The sequence below is a fragment of the Glycomyces sp. YM15 genome (assembly GCF_016918015.1).
GTDB lineage: Bacteria > Actinomycetota > Actinomycetes > Mycobacteriales > Micromonosporaceae > Glycomyces.
In genome coordinates this window covers 294,944-320,771 of the sequence record NZ_JAERMK010000001.1, presented here as the reverse complement: position 1 = coordinate 320,771, position 25,828 = coordinate 294,944, and the positions used below count along the sequence as shown (strand labels likewise).

At 68.6% G+C, this 25,828-nt stretch carries 17 protein-coding genes; 8 read left to right on the top strand and 9 right to left on the bottom strand.

What is annotated here, in order from left to right:
* Positions 1 to 4 precede the first annotated feature (4 nt).
* Together JHY01_RS01440 and JHY01_RS01435 are read right to left on the bottom strand one after the other, a co-directional pair.
* On the bottom strand, positions 5 to 1,324 hold the full coding sequence (locus JHY01_RS01440) for a PHB depolymerase family esterase (RefSeq protein WP_205323808.1): 1,320 nt from the start codon (positions 1,322 to 1,324) through the stop codon (positions 5 to 7).
* A gap of 110 nt (positions 1,325 to 1,434) precedes the next feature.
* The gene (locus tag JHY01_RS01435) at positions 1,435 to 3,783 is read right to left on the bottom strand and encodes a sialidase family protein (RefSeq protein WP_205323807.1); all 2,349 of its coding nucleotides are present in this window, start codon (positions 3,781 to 3,783) and stop codon (positions 1,435 to 1,437) included.
* A gap of 494 nt (positions 3,784 to 4,277) precedes the next feature.
* Between JHY01_RS01435 and JHY01_RS01430 the strand changes: the two genes are divergently transcribed.
* The 4 genes from JHY01_RS01430 (at position 4,278) to JHY01_RS01415 (ending at position 12,159) form a co-directional block, all read left to right on the top strand.
* A complete protein-coding gene (locus JHY01_RS01430; RefSeq protein WP_205323806.1) occupies positions 4,278 to 4,982 on the top strand; it encodes a hypothetical protein in 705 nt (234 codons plus the stop codon).
* Positions 4,983 to 5,301: 319 nt separating this feature from the next.
* Positions 5,302 to 8,718 carry a discoidin domain-containing protein gene (locus tag JHY01_RS01425; protein WP_205323805.1) on the top strand — a complete coding sequence of 1,139 codons (3,417 nt, stop codon included), beginning with the start codon at positions 5,302 to 5,304 and terminating at the stop codon, positions 8,716 to 8,718.
* A gap of 405 nt (positions 8,719 to 9,123) precedes the next feature.
* Positions 9,124 to 10,803 carry an RICIN domain-containing protein gene (locus JHY01_RS01420; protein WP_205323804.1) on the top strand — a complete coding sequence of 560 codons (1,680 nt, stop codon included), beginning with the start codon at positions 9,124 to 9,126 and terminating at the stop codon, positions 10,801 to 10,803.
* A 333-nt stretch (positions 10,804 to 11,136) separates the two neighbouring features.
* Positions 11,137 to 12,159: a LacI family DNA-binding transcriptional regulator gene (locus tag JHY01_RS01415; RefSeq protein WP_205323803.1), complete on the top strand. Its 1,023-nt coding sequence runs from the start codon at positions 11,137 to 11,139 to the stop codon at positions 12,157 to 12,159.
* A 55-nt stretch (positions 12,160 to 12,214) separates the two neighbouring features.
* Here the strand turns inward: JHY01_RS01415 and JHY01_RS01410 are convergent, their stop codons facing one another.
* A complete protein-coding gene (locus tag JHY01_RS01410; RefSeq protein ID WP_205323802.1) occupies positions 12,215 to 13,417 on the bottom strand; it encodes a Gfo/Idh/MocA family protein in 1,203 nt (400 codons plus the stop codon).
* Between the two features lie 110 nt (positions 13,418 to 13,527).
* On the opposite strand from JHY01_RS01410, the gene JHY01_RS01405 reads away from it, so the two are divergent.
* Positions 13,528 to 14,349 (top strand): helix-turn-helix domain-containing protein, encoded by an 822-nt coding sequence (locus JHY01_RS01405; protein WP_205323801.1) that lies wholly within the window; start codon positions 13,528 to 13,530, stop codon positions 14,347 to 14,349.
* A gap of 156 nt (positions 14,350 to 14,505) precedes the next feature.
* Here the strand turns inward: JHY01_RS01405 and JHY01_RS01400 are convergent, their stop codons facing one another.
* The 4 genes from JHY01_RS01400 to JHY01_RS01385 all read right to left on the bottom strand — a co-directional run bounded on the left by JHY01_RS01400 (position 14,506) and on the right by JHY01_RS01385 (position 20,790).
* The gene (locus JHY01_RS01400; RefSeq protein ID WP_205323800.1) at positions 14,506 to 16,893 is read right to left on the bottom strand and encodes a sialidase family protein; all 2,388 of its coding nucleotides are present in this window, start codon (positions 16,891 to 16,893) and stop codon (positions 14,506 to 14,508) included.
* Positions 16,894 to 17,093: 200 nt separating this feature from the next.
* Positions 17,094 to 18,035, bottom strand: coding sequence for a carbohydrate ABC transporter permease (locus JHY01_RS01395; RefSeq protein ID WP_205323799.1), 942 nt, complete (start codon positions 18,033 to 18,035; stop codon positions 17,094 to 17,096).
* The gene (locus JHY01_RS01390; RefSeq protein ID WP_205323798.1) at positions 18,032 to 19,015 is read right to left on the bottom strand and encodes a sugar ABC transporter permease; all 984 of its coding nucleotides are present in this window, start codon (positions 19,013 to 19,015) and stop codon (positions 18,032 to 18,034) included. Before JHY01_RS01390 ends, JHY01_RS01395 begins: the two co-directional genes overlap by 4 nt.
* A gap of 80 nt (positions 19,016 to 19,095) precedes the next feature.
* Positions 19,096 to 20,790 (bottom strand): extracellular solute-binding protein, encoded by a 1,695-nt coding sequence (locus tag JHY01_RS01385; protein WP_205323797.1) that lies wholly within the window; start codon positions 20,788 to 20,790, stop codon positions 19,096 to 19,098.
* A gap of 245 nt (positions 20,791 to 21,035) precedes the next feature.
* On the opposite strand from JHY01_RS01385, the gene JHY01_RS01380 reads away from it, so the two are divergent.
* Together JHY01_RS01380 and JHY01_RS01375 are read left to right on the top strand one after the other, a co-directional pair.
* Positions 21,036 to 22,283 (top strand): ROK family transcriptional regulator, encoded by a 1,248-nt coding sequence (locus JHY01_RS01380; RefSeq protein WP_205323796.1) that lies wholly within the window; start codon positions 21,036 to 21,038, stop codon positions 22,281 to 22,283.
* Positions 22,284 to 22,393: 110 nt separating this feature from the next.
* Positions 22,394 to 24,544, top strand: coding sequence for an alpha-galactosidase (locus JHY01_RS01375; RefSeq protein WP_374199472.1), 2,151 nt, complete (start codon positions 22,394 to 22,396; stop codon positions 24,542 to 24,544).
* 150 nt (positions 24,545 to 24,694) lie between these two features.
* Here the strand turns inward: JHY01_RS01375 and JHY01_RS01370 are convergent, their stop codons facing one another.
* Positions 24,695 to 24,859: a hypothetical protein gene (locus JHY01_RS01370; RefSeq protein ID WP_205323794.1), complete on the bottom strand. Its 165-nt coding sequence runs from the start codon at positions 24,857 to 24,859 to the stop codon at positions 24,695 to 24,697.
* A 23-nt stretch (positions 24,860 to 24,882) separates the two neighbouring features.
* Positions 24,883 to 25,092: a hypothetical protein gene (locus JHY01_RS01365; protein WP_205323793.1), complete on the bottom strand. Its 210-nt coding sequence runs from the start codon at positions 25,090 to 25,092 to the stop codon at positions 24,883 to 24,885.
* A 202-nt stretch (positions 25,093 to 25,294) separates the two neighbouring features.
* Between JHY01_RS01365 and JHY01_RS01360 the strand changes: the two genes are divergently transcribed.
* The gene (locus tag JHY01_RS01360) at positions 25,295 to 25,729 is read left to right on the top strand and encodes a universal stress protein (protein WP_205323792.1); all 435 of its coding nucleotides are present in this window, start codon (positions 25,295 to 25,297) and stop codon (positions 25,727 to 25,729) included.
* Positions 25,730 to 25,828: the final 99 nt, after the last annotated feature.

Here is a 25,828-nt window from a genome sequence, read left to right as displayed (position 1 = left end):
TCGGCTAGCGAAGGGTCCATTGCTGGTTCGATCCGCCGCTGCAGGTCCACAGGATGATCCTGGTGCCGTTGTTGGTGCCGCCGCCGAAGGCGTCCAGGCAGAGGCTGTTGTGGGCGTTGGTGATGGTGCCGTCGGCGTTGACGTTCCAGCGCTGGTCCGCGCCGCCCGAGCAGTCGCCGATCACGGCCTTGGTGCCCTCGGCCGTGCCCGAGCCCTGCGCTTCGAGGCACTTGCCGTTCACCTGCAACTCACCGGAGACGGTGTGGGTGAACGTCTGGTCGGCGCTGCCGTTGCACTTCCACAGCACCGCTTGCGTCCCGTTCGCCGTCCCTGCGCCGGGGATGTTCACGCAGCGGTTCGAGGCCGCGCCCACGATCTCGCCGACGACCGGCTCGCCGGTGAGGCCGAAGAATCGAAGCGTCTCAAGGGGTTGGTAGGGCAGTCCGTGGTCGACGCCTTCCATGCTGATCGCCTCGACCGGAGCCTGGCCGCCGGTGCCGCCGTAGCGGGTGCGGGTCCAGGTCGGCTCCGGGTGGTCGGTGTAGTCGGCGACCTGGTCGGTGCCGTTGACGTTGGTCCACTGGTCGATCTGCTCCCCGAAGTTCGGGTAGTAGAGCGCCTGGTCCTCGGTGCCGTGCCAGATCTGCATGCGGGGCCACGGCCCGTCGAAACCGGGGTTCGCATCGCGGACCGCGTCACCCCACTCCTGCGGAGTCCGGTCGATCTGGCCGGTCGCGCAGTCGCTGTTCCACTCCGATCCGTTCGTCGTCGCGAAGCAGGTGAACGGCACGCCGGCGTAGACCGACCCGGCCTTGAAGACCTCCGGGTAGACGCCGAGGAGGACGTTGGTCATCATCGCGCCCGAGGAGACGCCGGTGGCGAAGACCCGGTCGGCGTCGGCTCCGTAGGCGGCGATCACATAGTCCACCATGGACTTGATGCTCACCGAGTCGCCGCCGGTCCCCGACAGCGAGGCCTGCGAGGCGACGTCGAAGCACTTGCTCTCGCGGGTCACCGACGGGAAGACCACGATGTAGCCGTACTGCTCCGCCAGTTCGTCCCACTCCATCCAGTCGTAGACGTTGGTCGCGGAGCCGGTGCACCAGTGGCTGGCGACCACGATCGGCGGGTTCGGTGCGACGTTGTCGGGCACGTACACGTACATCTCGAGGTTGCCGGGGTTGTCACCGAAGTCGGTGATCGGCGTGAGCTGTGCGGCATGGGCCGCCTTGGGCGCCATGAACACTGCGAGCGCCGAGGCGAGGGCGAGGGCGATCGCGAAGACCGCCGCCGCGCTGCGGCGCCAAGGTATGACTGTGGACAAGAGCTTGTTCCTAACGTTGTCGAGGGGTCGCCCGTCGGGTGGCGAACCTGCGCTGGGGTACTGACGCGCGGTCTATGGGGCCGCCCCGCCGAGCGCGGCGGCCTGTTCGCTCAGGCGATGTCGCCGTAGACGATGCCGCGGGCGGAGAGATAGACGCGGCCGTAGATGTTCGGGTCGCCGGTGATGGCCGACCCGGCGAAGGCCCATTGGTGCTCGTCGTCGTTGATGCGGTGCCAAGTGATGCCGCCGTCGATCGAGCGGAAGATGCCGTCTTGGCCGCCGACGGTGGCCGAGATGTAGATCGCCGGGTAGCCCCGTCGCGTGGCGGCCTTGCCGAAGCCGACGCCGATCGCCAGGTCGACGGCGCTGATGCGTGTCCAGTTGGTGCCGCCGTCCTTGGAATGCCACAGGCCGGTCGCGACCTCGTCCTTGTCGCTGCGGCCGCCGAGCCAGACGTGGCCCCGCTTGCCGGGCGCGACCCGGAAGTCGTCGACGCCTTCGGCGGGCAGGCCGGTCGCCCCGGTGTCGGCGAAGGTCTTGCCGCCGTCGGTGCTGCGGTAGAACGTGCCGCCTGCGAAGGCGTATACGTTGGCGGGGTCGACGCGGTCGGAGCGGACTCTGGCTCCGGCCGGGAGCCCCTGGACCTGGTTCCAGGTCGCGCCCAGGTCGCTGCTGTGGAACGCGGTGACGGTGGTGTTGGAGGGAGACCACACGATCACCTTGGCGTCGGCGGTGATCGCGACGGTGCCGCCGCTGTTGCCCGGGAGGCCTTCGGGCCGTGTCGCGTCCTGCCAGGTCTGGCCGCGGTCGGTGGAGACGGTGACCTGGCTGGAAGCGTCGCCGTGGACGTCGCCGCTGCCGACGATGACGTCCCTGTCGGCCGCGGCGTAGTCGAGACTGGTGCCGCCCCAGTCGGAGCGGAACATCCGCTCGGCCCGGCCGAGATCGGTGTGGACGAACCCGTTGACGTCGCCCATGGCGGAGACGAGGGTGCCGCCGAGCGCGGCGAGGTCGCGGACCCAGGTCATCTCGATGCCTTCGGCGCGCACGCCGACGGTGAACTGGTCGATCGGCAGGGCGACGCGTTCGCCGGCTGCGTTCTCGCTGACGAGTTCGCCCTGGGCGTCCCACTGGGTCAGGTTCTCGGTGCCCCAGATGGTGGCGCCGGTGCCCCACATGATGCGGTCGGAGTTGTGCGGGTCGATCGCCAGGCCCTCGATCATCCAGCCGTGCTTGACCGCGTATGAGGCTCCGTTGTCGGTGCCGCGCCAGTCCAGCCAGGGCGAACCGGAGCTGTCCATGACGAACCGGTCGGTGCGCTCGTTCTCGCTCACGAGGTCCCAGCTGAGCGACCAGGTGGCGCCGGAGTCGGTGGATCGGAACAGGATCTCGTCGGGGCCCCAGTTGTTGCACGTGGAGGCCATGAGGGTGCCGGGGTTCTGGCGGTCGACCGTGACGGCGCCGAACCCGGGGATGGGGCGGCCCGGGTTGTACGGCGGGGTGACGTCGGTCCACTCGCCGGTCTGGGTCGACAGGCGCTGGATCCGGCCGCCTCGGCCGGACGCGGGCCCGCCGTTGTAGGGCCCGGGGTCATGGCTGGTGATGACGTACAGGTACCCGTTCGTATTGTCCACAGCGGACTGCTTGGGGATCGTGCGGTTCCCGTCCGCATCGCCCAGCGCCTCGGCGGCACCCGGGACCGGAGTCCAGCTCTCGCCGCCGTCCTCGGAGACGTACAGCGGGTCGGCGGGGTCGGCCACGCCCACATAGATCTTGCCGCCGATCTGGTCGAAGTCGATCCAGATGACGCCCTGGTTGTCGGAGAGGTATTCGTTGTTCGGGTCCACGACGAAGTTGCCGGGGTTGGGGAAGGACTCGACCTGCGCCCAGGTGCGGCCGTAGTCGCGCGAGCGCCACAACCCGTTGCCGGAAGGGGCTCCCAGGTACAGCTCGGCGTTGTCGGCGGGGTTCACCACGAGGCGTTCGCCCATGCCGCGACCGGGCATGTTGCCGCCCTGTTTGAACGGCAGCTCCGCGACGCCCCAGGTCTCGCCCTTGTCATCGGAGTACAGGATCGCGCCGTTGTTGCCGTCCCAGCTGATGGTGTAGGCACCGACCGCGGCGTAGACGCGGTTGGTCTCGACCGGGTCGGAGGCCATCGAGACCACGTACTGGTAGCCCCACTTGTCGCGAGGCACCCAGTCGGTCAGCGGCTTCCAGGTCCGCGTCTCCTCCTGCCACCGGAAGGCGCCGGCGACGTCGGTGCGGGCGTAGATCAGGTTCGGCTCGGTCTCGTTGAAGATGATCCCGGGGACGAAACCGCCGCAGTTGACCACGACGTTCTTCCAGGCGTAGGCATCGGCGCATTGCTGGCCGGGTTTGGCGAAGGCCGTGCCGGGCAGGGCTCCGGCCGCGACCGCGGCCGCGCCGAGTGTGGCGGCGAAGGTGCGTCGTCGCATGTTGTGCTCCTTTGTAGACAAAACGGTGAGATGTCGACCTGCGCGGCGGTGCGACCGCGCAGGTCTGCTTCGTTGCGCTGTGGGGACTCGGGGGCAGTGCATCGAGGGATGCAGATCTCTGAACTACTGCGGAGCACAGTACGCAACAACCATCGAGTTTGTCAACTAACAGGATTAAGTAACTGGTAGTCGCTGGACGTTCCGGCCGAGTTGGGGCCGAGACGCCGCTGGACTTCTGCCCGTGGGTGTCCGAACGTCGCCAAGGTCGCCTTCGGCTTCGCGTCAGGGGAAATTGGAGACCGGAGTCAAGGGAGGAACGCTCTTTCCTGGTCGTTTACCTGTCGCGAGCGCACTCGGCCATCCTCGGGCGGTTCGGCGCGAGATGAGAGATATGGACATCGACTTTGTAATGTGGTTACATCAACCTATCGACATTCCTGGATGTATGGATGTCAGCGACCGAAGCCGAGTTCCTCGAGAAAGGCGTGTCCCACATGCAACGCAGATCGCTCCTCGCCGCCGCACTGGCCGCACCGCTGGCCACCGCGGGCGCCGTCGGCACCCTCCAGTCCCCCGCACACGCCGCCGCCTGGTATACCGAAGACGATTGGGGGAAGTGGACGGACGGCGCCTACACGGTCAACAACCACGTCTGGGGCAGTGGCGCCGGCGCCCAGTCCATCTGGGCGAACTCCTACTCCAACTGGGGCGTCTGGGCCGACCACCCCAACACCGGCGGCGTCAAGTCCTACCCGCACGTCAGCTACCAGCTCGGACGCGACGTGTGGAACATGGGCAACGTCTCCGCCAACACCAACGTCACCGTGCCCACCGGCTCGAACCTCGCCTACTGCACCACCTACGACGTGTGGGGCAACGACCACGACCACGAGATCATGATCTGGACCCAATGGCACGGCGCCGTCGGCCCGATCGGGTCCTACGTCACCGACGTCCACCTCGGCAGCCAGAACTGGGCCCTCTACCAGGGCACCAACGGCTACAACGCGGTCTACAGCTTCCTGGCCCGCAACCACACCACCAACACCTGGGTCGACATCACCGCGCACGCCCAGTGGCTGGTGGCCAACGGCCGCATGCCGCGGGTCCGCATCGACGAGATCGCGTTCGGCTTCGAGATCACCTCGTCCGCCGGAGGCCGCAACTTCACCTGCAACAACTACTCGCTGTGGACCTAGAAGATCCAATCGCTGCTGGGCCGGAGTGGACCGCTCCGGCCCAGCAGCGTTTCCCGAGGGCAGCCGGCGTGCCGGTCCCGGGATCGCAGACCGGGAGGTCCGGCAGACCATAGATAACGATATCTAGAAAGTCGCCCATCACGCCAGTTGAAGTCCCGCCTCAGTCGACCTGACACCTTTCCGCCAGAAGCAAACCTCGTCGAGTTGCTGCTCAACCAGCAGTTTGCGATCGCGCGCATGAACCTTGCCAGTGACACTGCAATGAGATATCGTTATCCCTCGATAGAAAACGGTCTCTCGAACGGAGCAGGTACCTCAAATGCATCCCTCCACGGCCGCCCTTCGCGACCGCGCCGCCCTCCCCGGGCGGGCCGGCGCGTTCTTGGCGGCGATGCTGCTGTCCATCGGACTCTTCCAACTCGTCCCGGCCGCCGAACCCGCGGCCGGGCAGGACACCGGGACCTGCGACGTGCAGATCCACTCCACGACAAGCGAAGCCGGATTCAGCCATCCCGGCATCGGGCTCACCGAGCCGATCCTGGAGAACGTGCGCACCCAGCTCGCGGCCGGAGCCGAACCGTGGGCCTCCGGGTTCGAGGCGCTGCAGCAGTCCGGCGCCGCCGGTGAGAACGTGAAACCGTCCAACGCCGGCTCCGACCCGACCAAGCCGCGCACGACCGCGTTCAACGCGGGCACCAGAGGGATGTTCGAGGCGGACGGCCTGAAGTCCTACACACAGGCGGTCATGCACGTGCTCACCGGGAAGGAGGTCCACCGCAAGAACGCCCTGGCCATCATCCGCAACTGGGGGCAGATGGATCCCGCCAAGTTCGAGTACTACACCGACTCGCACATCCACAACGGCATGCCGCTCTTCCGCATGGCCGCCGCCGCCGAACTGCTGCGGTACACCGGCTGCGGCGAGGACCCGGCCCTCGTGCTGACCGACGGCGACGCCCGGGCCTTCAGCGAGAACCTCATCAGGCCCGCCATCGCGACGTTCATGTCCTCCCCGGACCACTTCATGAACCAGCACAACTACCCGCTCCTGGGCTCCATGGCCGGATCGATCTTCATGGACGACGCCGCGCTGTACGAGGAGAAGGTCGAGTGGTTCACCGTCAACGAGACCGCCGAGGACGAGGGCTTCAACGGCTCCATCGCCCGTCTCGCCCGCTGGGTCGACAAGAACGACAAGACCGGTGAGCCCATCGACGACCCCCACGTGCAACTCGTCGAGATGGGCCGAGACCAGGCCCACGGCGGCGGCAACCTCACCAACTTCGCGGCCCTGTCGCGCATGATGATGGCGCAGGGCACGAAGGTGCACCCGGTCGACGGCACGGTCTCGACCGCCGAGGACGCCGTGGGGCCCTACGAGTTCCTGGACGACCGCATCATCAAGGCCGCCGACTACTTCTGGCAGTTCATGTCCGGCCGCGACCCCGAGTGGACGCCCGTGGGATACGCGATCTCACCCGACGGCACGATCCGCGACACCTACGACCACATCGCCGACGGCTACCGCGGCCGGTACGCGACCGCGAGCTTCTGGGAGATCTACTACTACTACAAGTATCAGCGCGGTGCGGACGTCGAGGCGATGGCCCCGTTCTTCGCCGAGGCCTACACCAAACGCCCCACCCCCGTCCAGATCGGGTGGGACGGCCGCGACGGCGGCGGCGACTCGTGGATGTTCGCGCCCGCCGAGGCTGCGGGCGAAACCGCCCGGGTGCCGAACGCCGACCCCGACCTCCTCGAAGTCGAGCAGCGGTACACGCACCTCGCCGGTGACGTCCAGGACGGCGACGGATTCGTGAGCATGGCAGGCGGATCGAAGATCGCCTACCTCAGCGGCGCGAACAACAAGCCGCAGCAGGGCTTCCTCGTCCGCACCGAAGCCGCGGCCGTGATCCACCTGGGCGGCGTCAGCCACGACGACACCGTCCGCCGCGACACCACCGTGACCGTGCCGGACACCGGCGGCGAATGGCGCTACGTCACGGTCACCAGAGGCATGGACAACATCCTGTTCATCGAGACCGAGGGTGCGACGGTCGACATCGACCACATCAACACCAACGCCGGGGCCGAACTCGACGGGCCGCTCTTCCCCGAGGACGCGGCCGACCGGATCGTCGGCTGGTCCGGCGCCGACCTCACGCTCGACCTCGCGGCCGTCGGCCCCGACGACATCACCTACAGTGCCGCCGACCTCCCCGACGGCGCCGAACTCGACCCGGAGACCGGCATGCTGACGTGGACCGGCGATGACTCGGGCACGATCACCGTCGCCGCTGACGACGGCACCAGCGTCGCCGCGCGAACGATCACGCTCGACGCCGCCGCCGACCGCCAAGTCGCGCTGGCGCTGGCCGAAGAGGAGTACGAGCCCGAGGACGGGTACGAATCGGCGACCGAGGACGCCTTCGCCGCCGCTCGCGCAGCGGCCGAGGCGCAACTCGAGGACGGCACGGACGCGGCCTTCGCGACCGCCTTGGCGGGCATGGTCGCCGCGGTCGAAGGCCTGCGCCTGATCTCGCCGAAGGCCGACGTGGACGGCAGTCTCGACTACTCGGAGGTCCTCCACGCCTCCACCGCGGCGGAGCGCACGCCGCTCCTCGTGGACGGGGACAACCAGACCGGCACCGTCTACCCGCAAGCCGTCGACAAGTCGCACGTCTTCGACTTCGGCCCCGACTTCCGGGTGTCGGCTAGGGAGTTCGGATTCCAGAGCAACATCTTCGCCGACCGGCTCGCCAACTCGGCGGTGTACGGCTCGAACGACGGCGTCGACTGGACCCGGCTCACGCCGGGGGTCACGCGGTTCACCCAGGACTTCAACACCCTCGAAGTGGCACCGGAGCTCCGGGACGACCAGTTCCGGTATGTCAAGGTCCAGATGATCGAACAGCTCCCGGACGTCCTCTACGGGATCATCCGCGGCGTGTTCGAAATGACCGAGTTCCACATCTACGGCGAGCGCCACGAGATCGGCAACCAGATCAGGTCCGCCTCCATCGCCTCCGAGGACGCGGTGGCGGGCAAGGTCGCCATCGGCGACACCGTGACCGCCACGGTCATCACGAAGCAACCGGTCGACGCCGTCTCGGTGAACGTCATGGGCGTGACCGCGGAGGCGGCTTCAGCGGACGGCGTCAACTGGACCGCGTCGGTGCCGCTCGAAGGCGTCGAGGCCGGACCGGTCACCTTCACCGCCGACTACACGGTCGACGGTGAAGCCGGGCCCCTCCTTCACGGCACCACCGACGGTTCCAAGTTGTTCGTCGGCGGCAACCGCGATCAGTGGATCGACGTCGCGAACCTCGCCACCGTCCTCGCCTCCGACAAGCAGTGGCCCGGCAACGGGCTCCCCGCCGACGAGATCGGCTACCTGCTCTTCGACGGCGACGAGAACACGGCAGGGGACTTGAACACCGGCGTCGGTTCGTACTACACAGTGGATTTCGGCGCGAATGCGTCCGTACGCCTCGACGAGGTGTTCTTCCTGCCGCGTCTGTGCTGCACGTCCCGGTCCGACGGCACCGTCGTCCAAGGCTCCAATGACGGCCAGACCTGGACCACCCTGACCGAGCCGCTGACGGGCACCGCCGCCGGCGTCTGGCAAGGGCGGGCCGTCGCCGACGACGCGTACTACCGCTACTTCAGGATCTACAACCCGAACCGCTGGCACGGCAACCTCGGCGAAGTCCAGTTCTTCGGGGACTTCGCATAACCACTGGCCACCCCGGCCATGCGCCCCGCCGCGACCGTTCCTCGGTCGCGGCGGGGCGTCGTCTTCGCGGACGGCCCGAGTCCTGTCGCAGGAGGAGGTTCGGGTCGACGGAGCGGGTGAGGGGAGCGCCAGCGGACGGGCCGTTCGGCTTCATGAAGGGGGATAACGATTTCAAATCGAGGCGGCCTGATCAGGCTTGTCAGGGCCAGACCGACGCTCCGAGATACTCATGGATTTCTTGTTCACGCGGTCTCATACGGTGATGATGTTCGACATCGATGAGAACTTGTAGCTCTCTATATTGACATATATAAATGATAACCTTATCTTGGAGATGAAGGAGAGCGCTATCCGACGCGGGTCGCATACCCCGTCCACCCCTCGCCAGAAAGCCGAAGGAGCACCATGTCCGACGACCAGACCGACCGTTCACTGCCGCGCACCGGCTTCAACCGGCGCAACCTGCTGAAGGGCGCGGTCACCGCAGGCGCCCTGGCCGCCGCGGGCGCCGGCGGCCTCGCGATCGCGCAGGCCCAGCAGTCCGATCCGATAGGCGCCCAAGCGTTCGCACACCCCGGCGCGCTCCACACGCAGGCCGACCTCGACCGCATGGCCGCCAAGGTCGACGCCGGCGCCCAGCCCTGGAAGGCGGGCTGGGACAAACTCGTCGCCAACGCCCACTCGCAGAGCACCTGGACGCCCCGGCCGGTCGAGGAGATCGTCCGCGGCAGCACCGACAAACCGCAGAACTACTGGCTGCTCTACAACGACGCGCACGCCGCCTACCAGAACGCCCTGCGCTGGCACATCAGCGGCGACACGGCGCACCGCGACGCGGCGGTGCGGATCTGCAACGCGTGGTCGCAGACGCTGAAGTCCATCTACTGGCCCCCTTCGGACTCGCGTCTCGCCTCAGGCATCTACGGCTACCAGTTCGCCAACGCCGCCGAGCTGATCCGCGGCGCACCCGGCTTCGACCTGGGCCGGTTCCAGCGGATGATGATGACCGTCTTCTACGAGCTCAACAGCGATTTCCTGGTACGGCACAACGGCACCTGCGATACCCACTACTGGGCCAACTGGGACCTCTGCAACATGGCCTCGATCATGGCGATCGGGATCCTGCGCGACGACCGGGCATTGATCGACGAAGCGGTGGACTACTTCCACAACGGCGCGGGCGCCGGGTCGATCGACAACGCGATCCCGTTCGTCTACGACGATCTCGGACTCGCCCAATGGCAGGAGTCCGGCCGCGACCAGGCGCACTCCATCATGGGCATCGGACTCATGGGCGCCTTCATGGAGATGGCCTGGAGCCAGGGCATCGACCTGTACTCCGCCCGCGACAACGCCTTCGCGAAGGCCGCCGAGTACGTCGCGCGCTACAACCTCGGCTACAACGTGCCGTTCACGACCTACCGCAACTGCGACGGTATCGAGCACACCGTCGTCTCCGAAGGCTCTCGCGGGCAGATCCGACCCGTCTGGGAGCTGGTCTACAACCACTACAGCGCCAGGAAGGGCATGCGCATGCCCAACGTCGCGCGCATGGCCGCCCTCGCGCGCCCCGAAGGCGGCGGCGGCGACTACGGCGGCAACTCCGGTGGGTTCGACGCCCTCGGCTGGGGCACGCTCGCGCACCTGCGGTCCACCCCGGCCGTCGTCTCCGGCGCCACCTACTTCCTGATGTGCGAACGCTCGGGAAAGCTCCTCGAGAACGCCCGCTCCACAGTCGACGGGCGCCCTGTCATCCAGTGGGGCGAGAACGGCGGCGCGCAGCAGCGCTGGCGCATCACCGATGTCGGAAGCGGCCACTACAAGCTCGTCTGCGAGCACTCGGGCAAGGCCCTCGACAACGGGAACGTCACGAACGAGGGCGCCCAGGTCAAGCAGTGGACCGACAACGGCGGATCCACTCAGCGGTGGAAGATCACCGATGTGGGCGGCGGCGCGGTCAAGCTCACCTGCGAACGCTCCGGCATGGTGCTCGACAACGGCAACAAGGAAGCCGACGGCGACGTCGTCATCCAGTGGGCGGACAATCACGAGGTGACGCAGCGCTGGCGCCTGATCCGAGTCTGAGGCGTTGGAGCGCTTCACGTCTCGTCGCTCAGCCCCTTGTCGGTGCCGTTGAGGGCGAGGCGCGAGGTGCCGGAAGGGTCGACCTCCGTTGCCCACCTTCGAGAGAAGGTTATCAACGCAATTGATATCCATCAATGGCTACTTCTCGCGAGGGTCGGCAACGGAGGAGGAGGTCGCATTGCACGTGGTCATATTCGCAGTTCAAGGTGAGAGTATGGCAGTTCGTCAGGAGTTGGAAGCCGATCGAATCTCGTTCAGGCAATCGAGATAACGATAATCACGATCGTGATGGTCGAACGCTGTTCGAACTGGTCGTCTCGTATCCTCGAACGCATGACCTCCTCGAAGTCGTACCGCGCCCCCGTCCTCGCCGACGTCGCGAAGGCGGCCGGCGTCTCGGTGCCCACCGTCTCCCGCGTGCTCAACGGGACCAAGAACGTCGCCCCGGAGCTGGCCCAGCGGGTCCTCGTGGCGGTGAAGGAGCTCGGTTACCGGCCGAACAGCGCCGCCCGCTCACTGCGGTTGAGCCAGCCGAACCTCATCTCGATCATCGCGGAGGCCACGACGTCGACCTACGGTTACGCGGGCACGCTGCGCGGGGTCGAGACCGCGGCCCAGCAGGCGGGCATGTCGGTATCGATCACCATCGTCGCCTCCGATGAGGACGAGTCGGTGATGCGTGCGGTCGACCTCGCCCTGTCGCAGCCCATCGGCGGGGCGATCGTGTTGGAGTTCCGTCGCGCCGGTATCAAAGCCTCGCGGGCGCTGCCAGAATCCCTGCCGGTCGTCGCCGCTGGAGGCGGATCGGAGCGCGCGGACGGCACTCTGGCGGCGTTGATCGATGAGACCGCGGGCGGCCGCCAGGTGACGGAATACCTGCTCCGGCAAGGACATCGCACCGTTCACCACATCGCGGGCCCCACTGCGGGAAAGACCTCGGGCCGCACCGAGGGCTGGCGCGCCGCTCTTCAGGACGCCGGTGTCGAAGTCCCGACGGTGATGAGCTCCGAGTGGGACGCCCTCGCCGGTTACCGCTGGGGCGAGCGGATCGCCGGGCGCGACGACGTGACCGCCGTGTTCTGCGGCAACGACGAGATCGCCCTCGGCGTCATGCGGGCCTTGGCTGACCGCGGCATCGACGTCCCAGGTGATGTCTCCGTCGCCGGTTTCGACGGCCATCCCCTCGTCTCGCTCTGGCGCCCTTCCCTGACGACCGTCGAGCAGGATTTCGAGGACCTCGGCGCTCGGGCGTTCAACCTGCTGTCGCGACGCCTCCAAGGCGAAGGCGACCTGCAGTCCTCGGTGGTCAAGCCCCAACTGGTGGTCCGGGAGTCCACGGCGCCGCCGCGCCGCTGATCTCCGCGGCCGGAGGCGACCCGGCCCTGGCGCACGGGCGCGCCAGGGCCGATCGCTACTGCCGCTGCGGAGCGTCGCCGAAGTCGTCGATGCGGAGTCGTTCGCCGCCGCGCAGCGCGGACTCGTGGGCCACGATGCCGGGCAGTGTGTATCGGGCGGCGACCCAGGCGTTCACGCTCGGCAGCCGCTGCTCGTTCACGGCGGTCACGAAGTCGTGCACGAGCAGCTGGTGGCTGCCCATGTGGCCGTTGCCGAGGCCCTTGAACTCGACCGGGAGCCCGGAGGTGTCGTGCACGGGCGCGTGCCCGGAGATGAAGGAGTCGTGCAGCGCCGGGTCGACGTTGGCGAGCACGGGGTCGTCGGCGCCGGTCGCATGGCCGGGCCGCACCAGCTCGGTGAGGTCGTCGAGGGGGCCGGACCGCTCGTGCCAGAACGTCGCGCGCGAGCCCTGCTCGAGGATGCCCTCGGTGCCGTAGAAGGTGAAGCGGGACTCGGGGATCCAGTGGGCGAGGCCGACCCGGCGGAACTCGTTGGTGCGCATGCTCCCGCCGTCGGCGGTCTCGAACAGCGCCGTGGCGTTGGAGAAGTCGTTGCCGAACATGCTCACGGACTTGTCGAAGACGCCGTCGCCGCGCTGGTCGGGCACGCCGATGGCGCTGACGCTGACGGCGTGGGTGTTCCAGGCGCCGAGCACGCCGCCGATGGCGTGGGTCGGGTACTTCATGGGCGGGAAGCTGGCGGTCCGCTTCCAGTCGGCGCCGCCGCTGTACTGGTAGGCGGCGTAGAAGCCGTGGTCCATGTCGTGCACGTAGTCGCCCTCGGCGTAGAAGAGGCGGCCGAACGATCCTTCGGCGGCCTTCTGCCGGGCGAGTACGGTGGCGGGGTGGTAGAAGCTGGTCTCGCCCATCATGTAGGTGAGGCCCGTTTCCTTGACGGCCTCGATGATCGCGCCGATCTCCTCCGCGGTGAACGCCATCGGCACGGCCGAGTAGACGTGCTTGCCCGCGCGCAGCGCCCGTTCCACGAGCGGCCCGTGGGTCCAGCGCTGGGTGAAGATCGCGACGGCGTCCACATCGGAAGCGAGCATCGCGTCGAAGTCGTCCTCCACGCCCGCCAGGCCGAGTTCGCCGACGAGCGCGGCGGAGCGCTCGGGCAGGAGGTCGGTGACGGTGACGCGGGAGACCCCGGGGTGGGCGTTGAACAGTTTCGCGAACGCGCCGGCGAACTGGCCCGCGCCGACGAAGCCGATGGAGAACACAGGAGCTCCTTGGTGATCGAGGATGATCGGTCGTGACCGGTGCCGACCGCTGCGGCATCACCGTATAGGTTCGGATCAGAGAAGTCTTCACTGATTGGAACGAGTCTTTCTTGGATTCTCAGATCGAGCTCGCCCCGCCTGAGCTGGTGGGGTGGGCCGGGCGCCCGGTTCTCATGGACACCGCCCACCAGCACGACGACCTGGAGATCAACTTCGTGGCCGAGGGCGGCACGATGCTCTACCTGTTCGGCGGCGAGCCGGTCGAGATCGGTCCGGGATCGGTGGCGGCGTTCTGGGCGGCCGTGCCCCACCAGCTCGTCGCCAACGCCGCGACGCGCGCGCACTGGGTGCACGTGCCGTTCGCGACGTTCCTCGGCTGGGGCCTGCCGACCGCACTGGTGGGCCGCCTGCTCTCGGGGATGCCGCTCATCGCTCCGCCTTCGGCCGCAATGGATTCGGACCCGGCGAACTTCACCCAATGGGCGGCCGACCTGGCCAGCGGGCGACCTGAGCGCCGCCGCATCCTGCTGCTCGAGGTCGAAGCGCGGGTCCGGCGCCTCGCGCTGGACGCGCCGCAGGCCCCGGCGCGCCGGTACTCGGTAGGGGATCCCGCTCTGCGCCATGTGGTCACGATGGCCCGGCACATCGCCGAGCACTTCCGGGAACCGCTGACGGTCGCTGATGTCGCCGCCGCGGCGCGCTTGCATCCCGGCTACGCCATGGCGCACTTCGGCAAGATCGTGCGCACCACGATCATCGACTACCTCACCCGGTGCCGTCTGGCCGAGGGGCGGCGCCTGCTCGTCACCACCGACCTCCCGATCGCGGCCGTCGCCGCCGATTCGGGCTTCAGCTCGGTCAGCCGGTTCTACGCCGCCTTCAAGACCGAATGCGGCGTACCGCCCGCCGCCTACCGCCGCCAGCACCGATGACGAGCGCCGCCCCGGACCGGTGGCGGCCGACCGAGCCTCCACCGCCCATCGGCTCCGCCGCTGCGATCGCCGGTCTGCGTCCGTGTGTCGTCGGCCGTGTCCAGGCCGAGCGCGACGAGGAAGCCGCCCCGTGGGAACCGGGGCGGCTTCCCTCCCTCAGTCGGCGATGTCGCCGTAGATGATGCCGCGGCCGTTGGTGGTGAGGTAGACGCGGCCGTAGATCTGCGGGTCGCCCGTGATGGCGGACCCCGACCAGGCCCACTGGTGCTCGTCGTCATTGATGCGGTGCCAACGGGTGCCGCAGTCGATGGAGCGGTAGATCGCCGCCTTGCCGTCGATCACCGCCGAGGTGTAGACGGCCGGGTAACCGGATCGCTTGGCGGCCTTCCCGAAGCCGACGGACTCCGCCGTCTCGAACGCGGCGATGCGCTTCCAGGTCGCCCCGCCGTCCTTTGAGCGCCACATGCCGCCCCCGATGCCCTCCTTCTCGTCGCCGCGCCCGGCGAGCCAGACGTGGTTCTTGCGGCCGGGGACGGCCCGGAAGTCCTCGACGGCCGCGGCGGGCAGGCCGGTCGCTCCCGTGTCGGTGAAGGTCTTGCCCCCGTCGGTGCTCCGGAAGAACGTGCCGCCCGAGAACGAGTACAGGACCGAGGCCTTGACGCGGTCGGACCGGATCTTCGCACCGGCCGGAAGCCCCTGGACCGGATTCCAGGTCTCACCCAGGTCGGTGCTGTACACCGGGGTGACCTCGGTACCGCTGGGGGACCACAGGATCGTGGAACCGTCCGCGGTGATCGCGACGGTGCCGCCGTGGCCGTTGCCCGGGACGCCCTCGACGCGCGCGGCGTTCCGCCAGGTCTTCCCGCGGTCGGTGGAGACGCCGACGTGGCCTTTCTCCTCACCGTGCACATTGCCGGTGCCGACGACGATGTCCGGGTTCGACTGGGCGAAGTCGACGCTGGTGCCGGTGGACCAGTCGGTATCGATCATCGGTTCGGCCCGGTCGAGGTCGGTGTGGACGAAGCCGCCGACGTCGCCGACGGCCGAGACGAGCGTCCCGCCGAGCGCCGCGAGGTCGAGGACCGCGCACTCCTCCAGGCCTTCGACCCGCACGCCGACCGTGAACTGCTCGACCGGCAGTGCGACGCGCTCGCCCGCCTCGTTCTCGCCGATGAGCTCGCCCTGGGAGTCCCACTTCGTCAGTTCCTCAGTGCCCCAGATGGTGGCACCGGTGCCCCACATGATCCGGTCGGAGTCGTGCGGGTCGATCGCGAAGCCCTCGATCATCCACCCGTGCTTGACCGCGTATTGCGGCCCCTGGTCCTCGCCGTTCCAGTTCAGCCACGGGGAGCCCGTGCTGTCCATGGAGAACCGGTCGTGGCGGTCCTGGCCCTCGGCGTAGTCCCAACTGATCGACCAGGTCTGCCCGGAGTCGGTGGAGCGGAACAGGATCTCGTCGGGGTACCAGTTGTTGCACGTGGAGGCCATGAGAGTGCCGGGGTTCTGACGGTCCACGGTGACACCGCCGAAGCCGGGCATGACGCCCCTCGGGTTGTACCCGGGGGTGACGTCGGTCCATTCACCGGTCTGGGTCGAAAGCCGCTGGATCTTGCCGCCGTCGCCCGAGGCGGGCGCGCCGGTGAAGGGGCCCGCGTCCCAGCTGGTGATGACGTACAGGTAGCCGTTCGTGTTGTCCACGGCAGCCTGCTTCGGAATGGTGCGGTTGCCGTCGGCGTCGCCGAGCGCCTCGGCCGCACCGGGGACGGGCTTCCAGGTCGCGCCGGCGTCCTCGGACACGTACAGCGGGTCGTCCGGGTCGGCCACGCCCACATAGATATTGCCGCCGATCTGGTCGAACTCGATCCAGATCACGCCCTGGTTGTCGGCGGTGTAGGGGTTGGCGGGGTCGACGACGAAGTCGCCCGGGTTGGGGAAGGACTCGACCGCCGCCCAGGTACGGCCGTAGTCGGTGGAGCGCCATAGACCGTTGCCGCTGGGGGTGCCCAGGTACAACTCGGCGTTGTCTGCCGGGTTGACGACCAGCCGCTCGCCCATGCCGCGGCCGGGCATGTTGCCGCCCTGCTTGAACGGCAGCTCGGCGACGCCCCAGGTCTCGCCCCGGTCGTCGGAGTAGAGGACCGCGCCGTTGTTCGGGTCCCAGTCGATCGTGTACGTGCCGACCGCGGCGTAGACGCGGTCGGGCTCGACCGGGTCGGTGGCCACGGAGATCACGCCGGTGTAGCCCCACTTGTCGCGGCCCACCCAGTCGAGGAGCGGCTTCCAGGTCCGCGTGTCCTCCTGCCAGCGGTAGCAGCCGCCGATGTCGGTGCGGGCGTAGATGAGGTTCGGCTCGGTCTCGTTGAAGACGATACCGGGCACGAAGCCGCCGCCGTTGATCGCGGCGTTCTTCCAGGTGTAGACGTCGCTCTTCTTCTTGTCGCGGTCGTTGTCGCCGGCCCAGGCGGGCAGGGTGCCGACCGCGACCGCCGCGGCTGCGGCAGCGGCACCGACTGATGCGGTTGCGGTGAACGTGCGTCGTCGCATGATGTTCTCCTTTGCGTTGGTTGTGAGAGGAAGGGTCATCGCCCGGACCGCGGAGGCGGTCCGACGGAAGCGTTCGATTGCGTTGCCCGGCATCGGTCATCGCAGCAGTGCGGGGCGGGCGCGGGGGAGCGGGGACATGGGCGTCCGGGCCCGGCAAGATCCGGACGCCCTCCCCTTGCGGACCCTCACAGACCGCGGGCTCAACCTTTGATGGCGCCGGTGATGACGGCTTTCGTGAAGTGTTTCTGGATGAAGGGGTACATGATCACGATGGGGACGATGGTGCAGACGACAACGGCCATCTTGAGTGCGGCGGTGGGTGCGGCTTCGCCCCTGGCCTGGTACTGGGCGGCGGCCTGGGCGCCTTCAGGGAGACCCTGGGTGGACATGAGCATGCGCTGCAGCACGACTTGGATCGGCTGGGTCTCCAGGCCCGGGGTGTAGAGCACGGCCTGGAAGTACATGTTCCAGTAGCCGACGGCGTAGAACAGGGCGATCACGGCCAGGATCGCCTTCGACATCGGCAGCACGATCCGGAACAGGGTGCGGAATTCGCCGGCGCCGTCGATCTTGGCCGCGTCGATCAGCTCGCCGGGGATCGAGTTCATGAAGAACGCCCTGAGGATGATGATGTTGAAGGTGCCCACGGCCCCGGGCAGGATCAGCGACCAGTAGGAGTTGAACAGGCCGAGGTTCTGCACGACCAGGAACGACGGGTACATGCCGGGTCCGAACAGGAACGTGAGCAGGATCAGCCACAGGATCGGGCGGTGCAGCAGCGATCCGGTCCGCGAGAGCGCGTAGGCGCCGCAGATGGTCAGGGCCATGCTGATGGCGGTGCCGACGGCGGTGAGGGTCAGGGTCAGCAGCAGGGAGTCGGTGAGCGCGCCGCCGGAGAAGATCTCGCGGTAGGCCTGGACCGAGACGTCGGTGGGCAGGATCAGCAGGGACCCGCCGGCGCGGTTGAGGGCTTCCTCGCTGGCGAAGCTGGTGGCGACCACCGCCCAGATCGGCAGGACGATCGCGGCGGCGTAGCAGACCATGAACAGGGTCTTGACGGCTTTGCCGGCGAGCGAGGGCTCTTCGTCCCAGACGGGCCGGTTCTTGGTGCGACGGCGGGGTTTGATGTCGATGGCGGTCATGACTTCTGGTAGATCCCTTGCTCTCCGAGGCGGTGCGCGATGTTGTTGGACACCAAGATGAGGATCAGGCCGATGACGCCCTTGAACAATCCCGCGGCGGTGCCGAAGGACTCGCCCTGGTTGCCGATGATCGACTGGTAGTACACGTAGGTGTCGAGCACTTCGGTGGCCTGGTAGCCCACGGCCTGGCGTTGGAGCTGGTACTGCTCGAAGCCGACGGTGAGGATCCCGCCGATCTGGAGGATCAGCAGCAGAATGATGACCGGCCGGATGCCGGGGAGGGTGATGTGCCACATGCGCCGCCACCGGCCCGCGCCGTCGGAGGCCGCGGCCTCGTACAGGCTCGGGTTGATCGAGGCGAGGGCGGCCAGGAAGATGATCATGCCCCAGCCGGCGTCCTTCCACGCCCACTGCATCCAGACCAGGAGCAGGAACGTGTCGGGGTTGGAGGTGAAGTTCAGCCGTTCGCCGCCTGAGCCCATGATCCAGTTGGAGACCAGGCCGTCGGCGCCGAGGACCTGGACGAACACGGTGACGACCAGCACCCACGAGAAGAAGTGGGGCAGGTAGACCACCGACTGGAACGTCGAGCGGACCTTGAGGGAGATGATGGAGTTCATCGCCAGGGCCAGGACGATCGACAGCGGGAACATGAACAGCAGGTTGAGCACGGAGAACTTGAGCGTGTTCAGCAGTGCCGGAGCGAAGTACGGGTCGTTGAACACCCGCGCGAACCACGCGAAGCCCACGAACGGGTTCTCCCAGAACGGCCGGTAGGGGCTGTAGTCCATGAACGCGATGATGTTCCAGGCCGAGGGCCAGTAGTGGAACACCATCAGGTGCGCGACCACCGGGAGGGCGAGCAGCAGGAGGGGCCAGTCGTGGCGGAGGCGCTGGACCACCGTGCGCTTGCGTCTGACCACGGGCGGGCGGGGGGCGTCGTCCGTGTCCGGTGGTGCCGTGCTCTGGAGTGTTGCCATCGCTTGAGATTCCAGTCGTGTAGTTCCGGGTACGGGCGGGGGGGGGGGCCCCCCCGCCCCCCCCCCCCCCCACCAGGGCGCTACTCGTCGCCGTAGACGTTCTTGTACGCCTCGGTGTAGTACTCGCGGGCGACCTCGCCCCCGTTCTTCATGTACGTCTCGACCATCTCGGGGATCGAGGAGAGCTCGGCGCGCCCGTAGGCGACGTCCTGCTGCTGGTCCCAGAGGGTCGTGCCGGCGGCCTTCGCCTCGGCGGGGGCCTCGATGCGGATGCCCTGGAAGGGGGGCTCCACGAAGTACTCCTTGATCGAGGCGTTGTACTCGAAGCGCGCGGCGACCATGTCGGGGTCGCCGGTGAGGAACGTGTCGACCTGGCAGGCGAACGCCTTGAGGTTCACCGGGTTCTGGACGACCTCGCTGCCGACCGCGGTGTAGGCGGGGTTGCCGTCGGCGTCCATCTCGAAGTGCGTGCCTTCGACGCCGTAGTTGAGCAGCTCCCACTCCGTGGTGCCGTACGGCGCCGCGGTCCAGTTCGCGACGTCCAGGATCTCCTCGACCTGCTCTTTGGAGAGGCCCTTGTTGAGGAAGGTCCAGCCGCCGATCCCGGCGGACACCGGCACGATGGGCGTGCGGCCCTTCGCGGCCAGCGGCGGGAGCGGGGCGACCGCGCCCTCGGCCTCGCCCTTCTTCACCAGCAGGTTGTAGTCGTTCCACCGGACGAGGTTGTCCTGGGTGAACATGACCTGCCCGGCCATCTGCATCGCGGCGGCGTCGAGGGTCCCGGTCGGGGCGTCCGGGTGGATGAGCTTCTCGTCCCACAGCGTGCGGCGGAACTCCATGAGTTCGGTGAACTCGGGCAGCTCGATGTTGTTGATCATCTTCTTCTGCTCGGGGTCCCAGTTCCAGCCGTCGATGCCGCCGAGGCCGAACCACTGGCCGAGGAACCAGTCGAGCCCGGCGAAGGCCCAGCGGCCGTTCGCGTCGTCGGACCAGGCGCGGCAGACCTCGAGGAGCTCTTCGACCGTGGTCGGCATGGCCAGGCCCTCGGCCTCCAGGAGGTCGGTGCGGGCGAGGATGCCGTTGCCCTGACCGCCGCTGTAGTTCATGGGGATGCCGTAGATGCCCGCGGTCTCGGGGTCATCGGGGTCCTTGGAGAACACGGCCTGGCCCCAGGCGGCGGACGGGATCGCCGCGAGCAGCGGCCAGCGGTCGGCGATGTCGCCCTCCACGATCTCGGAGAGGTCGTAGAAGCTGTTGACGACGGTCTCGCGGAAGTTGCCGAAGGAGCCGGTCATCCAGTTGAACAGCGCGATGCCGTCGCCGTACTCGTCGGCCTTGATCCACTGCACGGCGGTGTCGCCGTAGGTCATGCCGTCGCCCTGGCGGAGCTTGAGCACGGTGCCGCCCCAGGAGTCGGCGAGCGTCGCGAAGTACGGGTCGTCCTGCGCGGGGGCGGCGCCCCAGCACGGCACGGTGATCTCGTAGGTGCCCGTGCCGGAGGGCAGGTCGGTGACGGCCTGGGCCGGGTCGGGGTAGGAGGTGAACGCTGACGGGTGGTGCGGCGGCTCACCGACCAGGTCGGGCTGGACCGGCAGCGGCCATTCCTCGTGGTCGGGCAGGAAGTCGAAGCCTTCGCTCTCCTGGGTGGAGCCGCCGTCGGATTCGATGCCGGCGCAGGCGGCGAGCGGAAGGCCCGCGGCCCCCGCGGCCCCGAGCCCGGCGACCTTGAACAGGGAGCGGCGCTTGAAGGGCGCGCTTTCGGAGGGAGTAGCCATGGAGCTGACCTCGTTGTCGTAGAGGGACTAAGGGGAGCCCAGGTCGAGGGTGTATCGAGGGATGCGCATCCCTGACCTGGTGCGATGTACGGTACGCAGATGTCGTCTAGTTTGTCAACTAGACGTACCAAGTATTGGCGGCACGTCGGGTGGGAAAATGGTTATGAACTAGACATATAAGGGCACACATCGGTGAATGAGCGCCCCGATAACGTTGGCTGAGTACAAACCGAGGAGAACGCCACATGCAGACGACGTCGCCACCGCGGGCCGAGGGCCGCCCGCCTGGGGGTCCGCTCAGCGGACTGGAGCGCAGCGCCCTTCGCGAGCTGCTGATCCACGGTCCGAAGTCGCGCGCGGAGATAGCGCGGACGATCGGCATCTCGCGGACGAGTCTCACGGTGGTCATGCGCGCGCTGATCGAGCAGGGCCTGGTCACCAGTGGTGCGATCGAGCTGCGCGGGGCGACCGGCCGGCCCAGCGAGGTTCTCCACATACGCCCCGAGGGCAGGCGGTTCCTCGGTGTCAAGCTGACCAGCGACAGGCTCTTCGCCGTCGTCACCGACCTCAAAGCGCAGGCCCTCGCCGAGTTCGACGAGCCCCTGGCGTCGCGGAAGGTCGAGAACGTCGTCGCGCAGATCGGCGGCGCCTACGAGCGCCTCTCGGGCGAGTACCCCGGCATCGCCGCGGCGGGGATCGGTCTCGCCGGGGACGTGGCCTCCGCGGGCGGGCGCCAGATCGTGCTGGAATCGCCGTTCCTCGGCTGGCGCGAAGTGCCGCTGGCCGACCTCGTGAGCGAGCGCCTGGGCGTGCGCGCCGCCGCCGAGAACGACGTCCGCGCCCTGACGGTGGCCGAGCACTGGTTCGGCGTCGGCGTGGGGTACGAGTCCATGGTGCTCATCACGGTCGGTACCGGGATCGGGGTCGGCATCGTCGTGGACGGGAAGGTCGTGACCGGCGCCAACGGCAGGGCCGGCAGTCTCGAGCACCTGCCGGTCGACCCGAGCGGGCCGCGGTGCGAACGCGGCCACCGCGGCTGCCTGGCCTCGTACCTCTCGAACGCGGCGATCGTCGGCGCCCTGCGCACCCCGGGCCTGGACTACGCGAGCGTCGTGGACCTCGCGCGAAGCGGCGACCCCGCCGCCAGGCAGGCGTTCCGCGACGCCGGGCACGCGCTCGGCGTTCTGGTGGCGACGCTGGCGAACACCGTGGACCCCCAGAAGATCATCGTCACCGGCGACGGCATCGCGGTGACCGAGTTCGCACGGAACGAACTCGACGCCGCGGTCGAGGCCGGCCGCCACCCCGACAGCGCGCCGATCACCATCGACATCCAGCCGTTCGAGTTCGACGAGTGGGCCCGGGCCGGGGCCGTGCTCGCGATCCGGGACTTCCTGGGGCACGAACCAGAGTTAGTACTCTCTGTTGACAAAGCCATGCGACTTGTCGATACTTGGACGGCCCCGAACCCGTCCATCGAGGAGTCCGCATGACCGAACCGCGAGCCGTTGCCGAAGCCCCTCACTTCAGGCAGACCGACCCGGCGCCGAGCGAGGCCGCTGTCGGCGTCCCCGACGGCCTCGACGACGGCGGGAAGACGCGGATGCTCTGGGCCGGGGGCGTCTCCGTGGTCGTGCACCTGCCCGAGCAGGGGCTCCCCGAAGTGCTGCACTGGGGTCGGGACCTCGGGGACCTCAGCTACGGGGACTTCGAGCAGCTGCGTCGGGCCCGCACTCGCCCGGTTTCGCCCAGCGCGCTCGACGCCCCCTGGCCCCTCACCCTGGTGCCGGGCGAGCAGGACGGTTGGGAGGGACGCCCCGGCCTCGCCGCGCACCGCGCAGGCCAGGCCCAATACCCCCGGTGGACCGTCGCCGACTCGGGATTCGAAACCGACGTCGACACTGGGACGCTGCACCTCCGAGCCGAAGCCCCCGGCCTCCTCCTCCGCAGCGAACTTCACCTGGACGACGCCGGAGTCCTCCGCATCGCGCATGAACTCGTCAACACGAGCGATCAGTGCTTGTCGCTCGCGGCGCTCGAAGCCGTGATGCCCGTGGACGACCGGGCCGCCGAGGTCCTCGATTTCACCGGCCGCTGGACCCGCGAACGCGTCCCTCAGCGCGGCCCGCTCGCGCAAGGCAGCCGCGTGCGCGAGACCCGGCGCGGCCGCACCGGCCACGACGCCCCGTTCGCCCTCATCCTGGGCACCCCCGGCTTCGACGCCGCCGCAGGCGAACTGTGGGCGGTGCACCTCGCCTGGAGCGGCGACGCCGTCTACCGCCACGACGCCCTCCCCGAAGCGCGGACCGTCCTCGGCGCGGGCCCGCTCATGCGGCCCGGGGAGATCGAGCTCGCGCCAGGCGAGTCCTTCCGCACCCCCGACGCCGTGTTCGTCTGGAGCGACCGGGGACTCGACGGCCTCGGTGAGCGGTTCCACCGCTCGCTGCGGGCCCGGCCCTCGCACCCTCGCGAGCCCCGCCCGGTCGTGCTGAACACTTGGGAGGCCGTCTACTTCAAGCACGACCTCGACCGCCTGGAGACACTGGCGCGCAGGGCCGCCGGCATCGGCGTCGAGCGGTTCGTGCTCGACGACGGCTGGTTCCTCGGCAGGCGCGACGACCGCGCCGGGCTCGGCGACTGGACCGTCGACCCCGCGGTCTGGCCGCAGGGCCTGCACCCCATCGCGCGGACGGTCCGCTCCCTCGGCATGCAGTTCGGCCTATGGTTCGAGCCCGAGATGGTCAACCCCGACTCCGACCTCGCGCGCGAGCACCCCGAGTGGCTGCTCCAGCCTCCGTCGACGCGAGCGTGGCGCGGGCAGTACGCGCTCGACCTGACCCGCCCCGAGGCGTTCGACCACCTCCTCGGCTCGATCTCGGCGCTCGTCGGCGAATACGAGCTCGACTACATCAAGTGGGACCAGAACCGCGACCTCATCGAGGCCGTCCATGATGGACGAGCGAACGTCCACCGGCACACTGAAGCCGTCTATCGGCTCCTCGACCGGCTCCGCGCTCTGCACCCGACGCTCGAGATCGAATCCTGCGCCTCCGGTGGCGCCCGCGTCGACCTCGGCATCCTCGACCGCACCGATCGGGTGTGGGCATCCGACACCAACGACCCGCTGGAGCGCTTGGCGATCCAGCGGTGGACGGAGCTGCTGCTGCCCCTCGAACTCATCGGCTCGCACATCGGCCCGCCGACCGCCCACACCACCCATCGGGCGGCGAGCCTGGACTTCCGGATCGCGACCTCGCTCTTCGGCTCCGCGGGCATCGAATGGGACATCACCGCCTGCACGCCGGACGAACTGGACCGGCTGCGCCGCGCGATCACCTGCTACCGCCGCCTGCGCGGCCTCCTCCACACTGGCACGCTCAGCCATCCCGACACCGGCGACGACGGAACCACCGCCACCGCCGTCGTCAGCGACGACCAGAGCCACGCGGTCATGCGCATCGCCCGGCACGCCACCGGGAACCGCGCCCTCGCCACGGCACTCCGCGTCCCAGGTCTCGATCCCGGACGCCGCTACCGGATCGCGCCCGTGCTCGAGCTGCCGGTGCCGCGTGGACTCGACGAGGCGCCCCCGCCTTGGCTGGAGCACGGCGCCCTGCTGCTCCCCGGCGCGGTGATCGCCGATGTGGGGCTGCAGCTCCCGCTCCTCGCGCCCGGAGAGGCGATCATCCTCGAAATGCTCGCTGAGCCGCTGCCGAATGCCTTCGGATCAACCGGGACTCATCGAGAGCCATGACCGAAGTGGAGCAAGGGCCTCCATGAAGAACGGCATCGACCTCTCGAGTGATGCCTCCGGCGACCAGGCGTCGCTCGAGGTCTGCGGAACGTAGCGCCGGGTGAACTGATTTCAGGGACACGACGCGGCCGGAGCGGCCGAGGAATCGCGTCACCGCCGTCGCTTCGCGGTGTTGCCGGCGTGCGCTGCGGACAAGTCGAGGGCGACGGCCAGGATCAACGTGCCGGCCCAGGCGTTGACCGGGTCGAAGAGCAGTGGATCATTGCCGCCCACGAGATTGGCGATGAACCAGACGATGAACCAGATGAGTGTCACGACCGGTACTCCTCTCAGGTTGCTCAAAGCTCATTGTCGCCCGGCGGCTCGGGTCGTACCCCCGGTCTGCGGTGATCGCCGCGTACGGCGCCCATGATGACGGCGATCAGCAACGGACAGGCCGCCAGGAACATGCCGATCAGGATCAGAGTGGGGGAGATCCCCGCGTAGAGCAGCGCCAAAGCGCCGAGCGACACGGTGACCACGTAGGCGGTCGGGCGTTCGATCTGCATGGCGGTTCGCCTCCTCCGTCCAGCTTTCGCCCGCTCGAAGCGGCGGGGCAGGGTCGAAGGTCCCGTCTCGAACGTCCGTCGGCCCCGGCACCGGGCACCGCAGGCGGCGCGGTGACCGCGGGCCCGCGGAACCAGGACGTTCGGCTCTGGTCCCGTGCTCCCGGAGCGGCGAGGCTGGGGGTTCGAGAGGAAGGAGCGGGCCATGCCGGAACGCAAGCAGGCGAAGCGGATCGTCGTCGGGGTCGACGGATCGGCGCCGTCGAAGGAAGCGCTCGCATGGGCGATGGAGCACGCCGAGGAGTCGGGATCGTCGGTGCTGGCCGTGCTGGCCTGGCATATCCCCGCCAACTACGGGACCGCGGCGATGGTGCTGCCCGCGGCGGAGTTCGCCGATGAGGCGCGGCGGGAGCTCGAGAAGATCACGGACGAGTCCGCGGCGGAGCGGCCGGGGGTCCGACTGGAGCGCCGCGTCGTCGAGGGGCACCCGGGGAAGGTCCTGCTCGACCTTGCCGAGGACGCCGACTTGCTGGTGGTCGGCTCCCGCGGGCACGGCGGATTCGTCGGGGCCCTCATCGGCTCCGTGAGCCAGTACTGCGCCACCCACGCCCGCTGTCCGGTGGTGATCATCCGGCCATAGGGCCGCGACTGCAACGGGGCGGCACGCGCCGCCCCGTTGCTCTTCGTCTGGAGCGCGCCTTCTCCGGTGACGCGATGCCGGCGGGACGGGTTCCGTCCC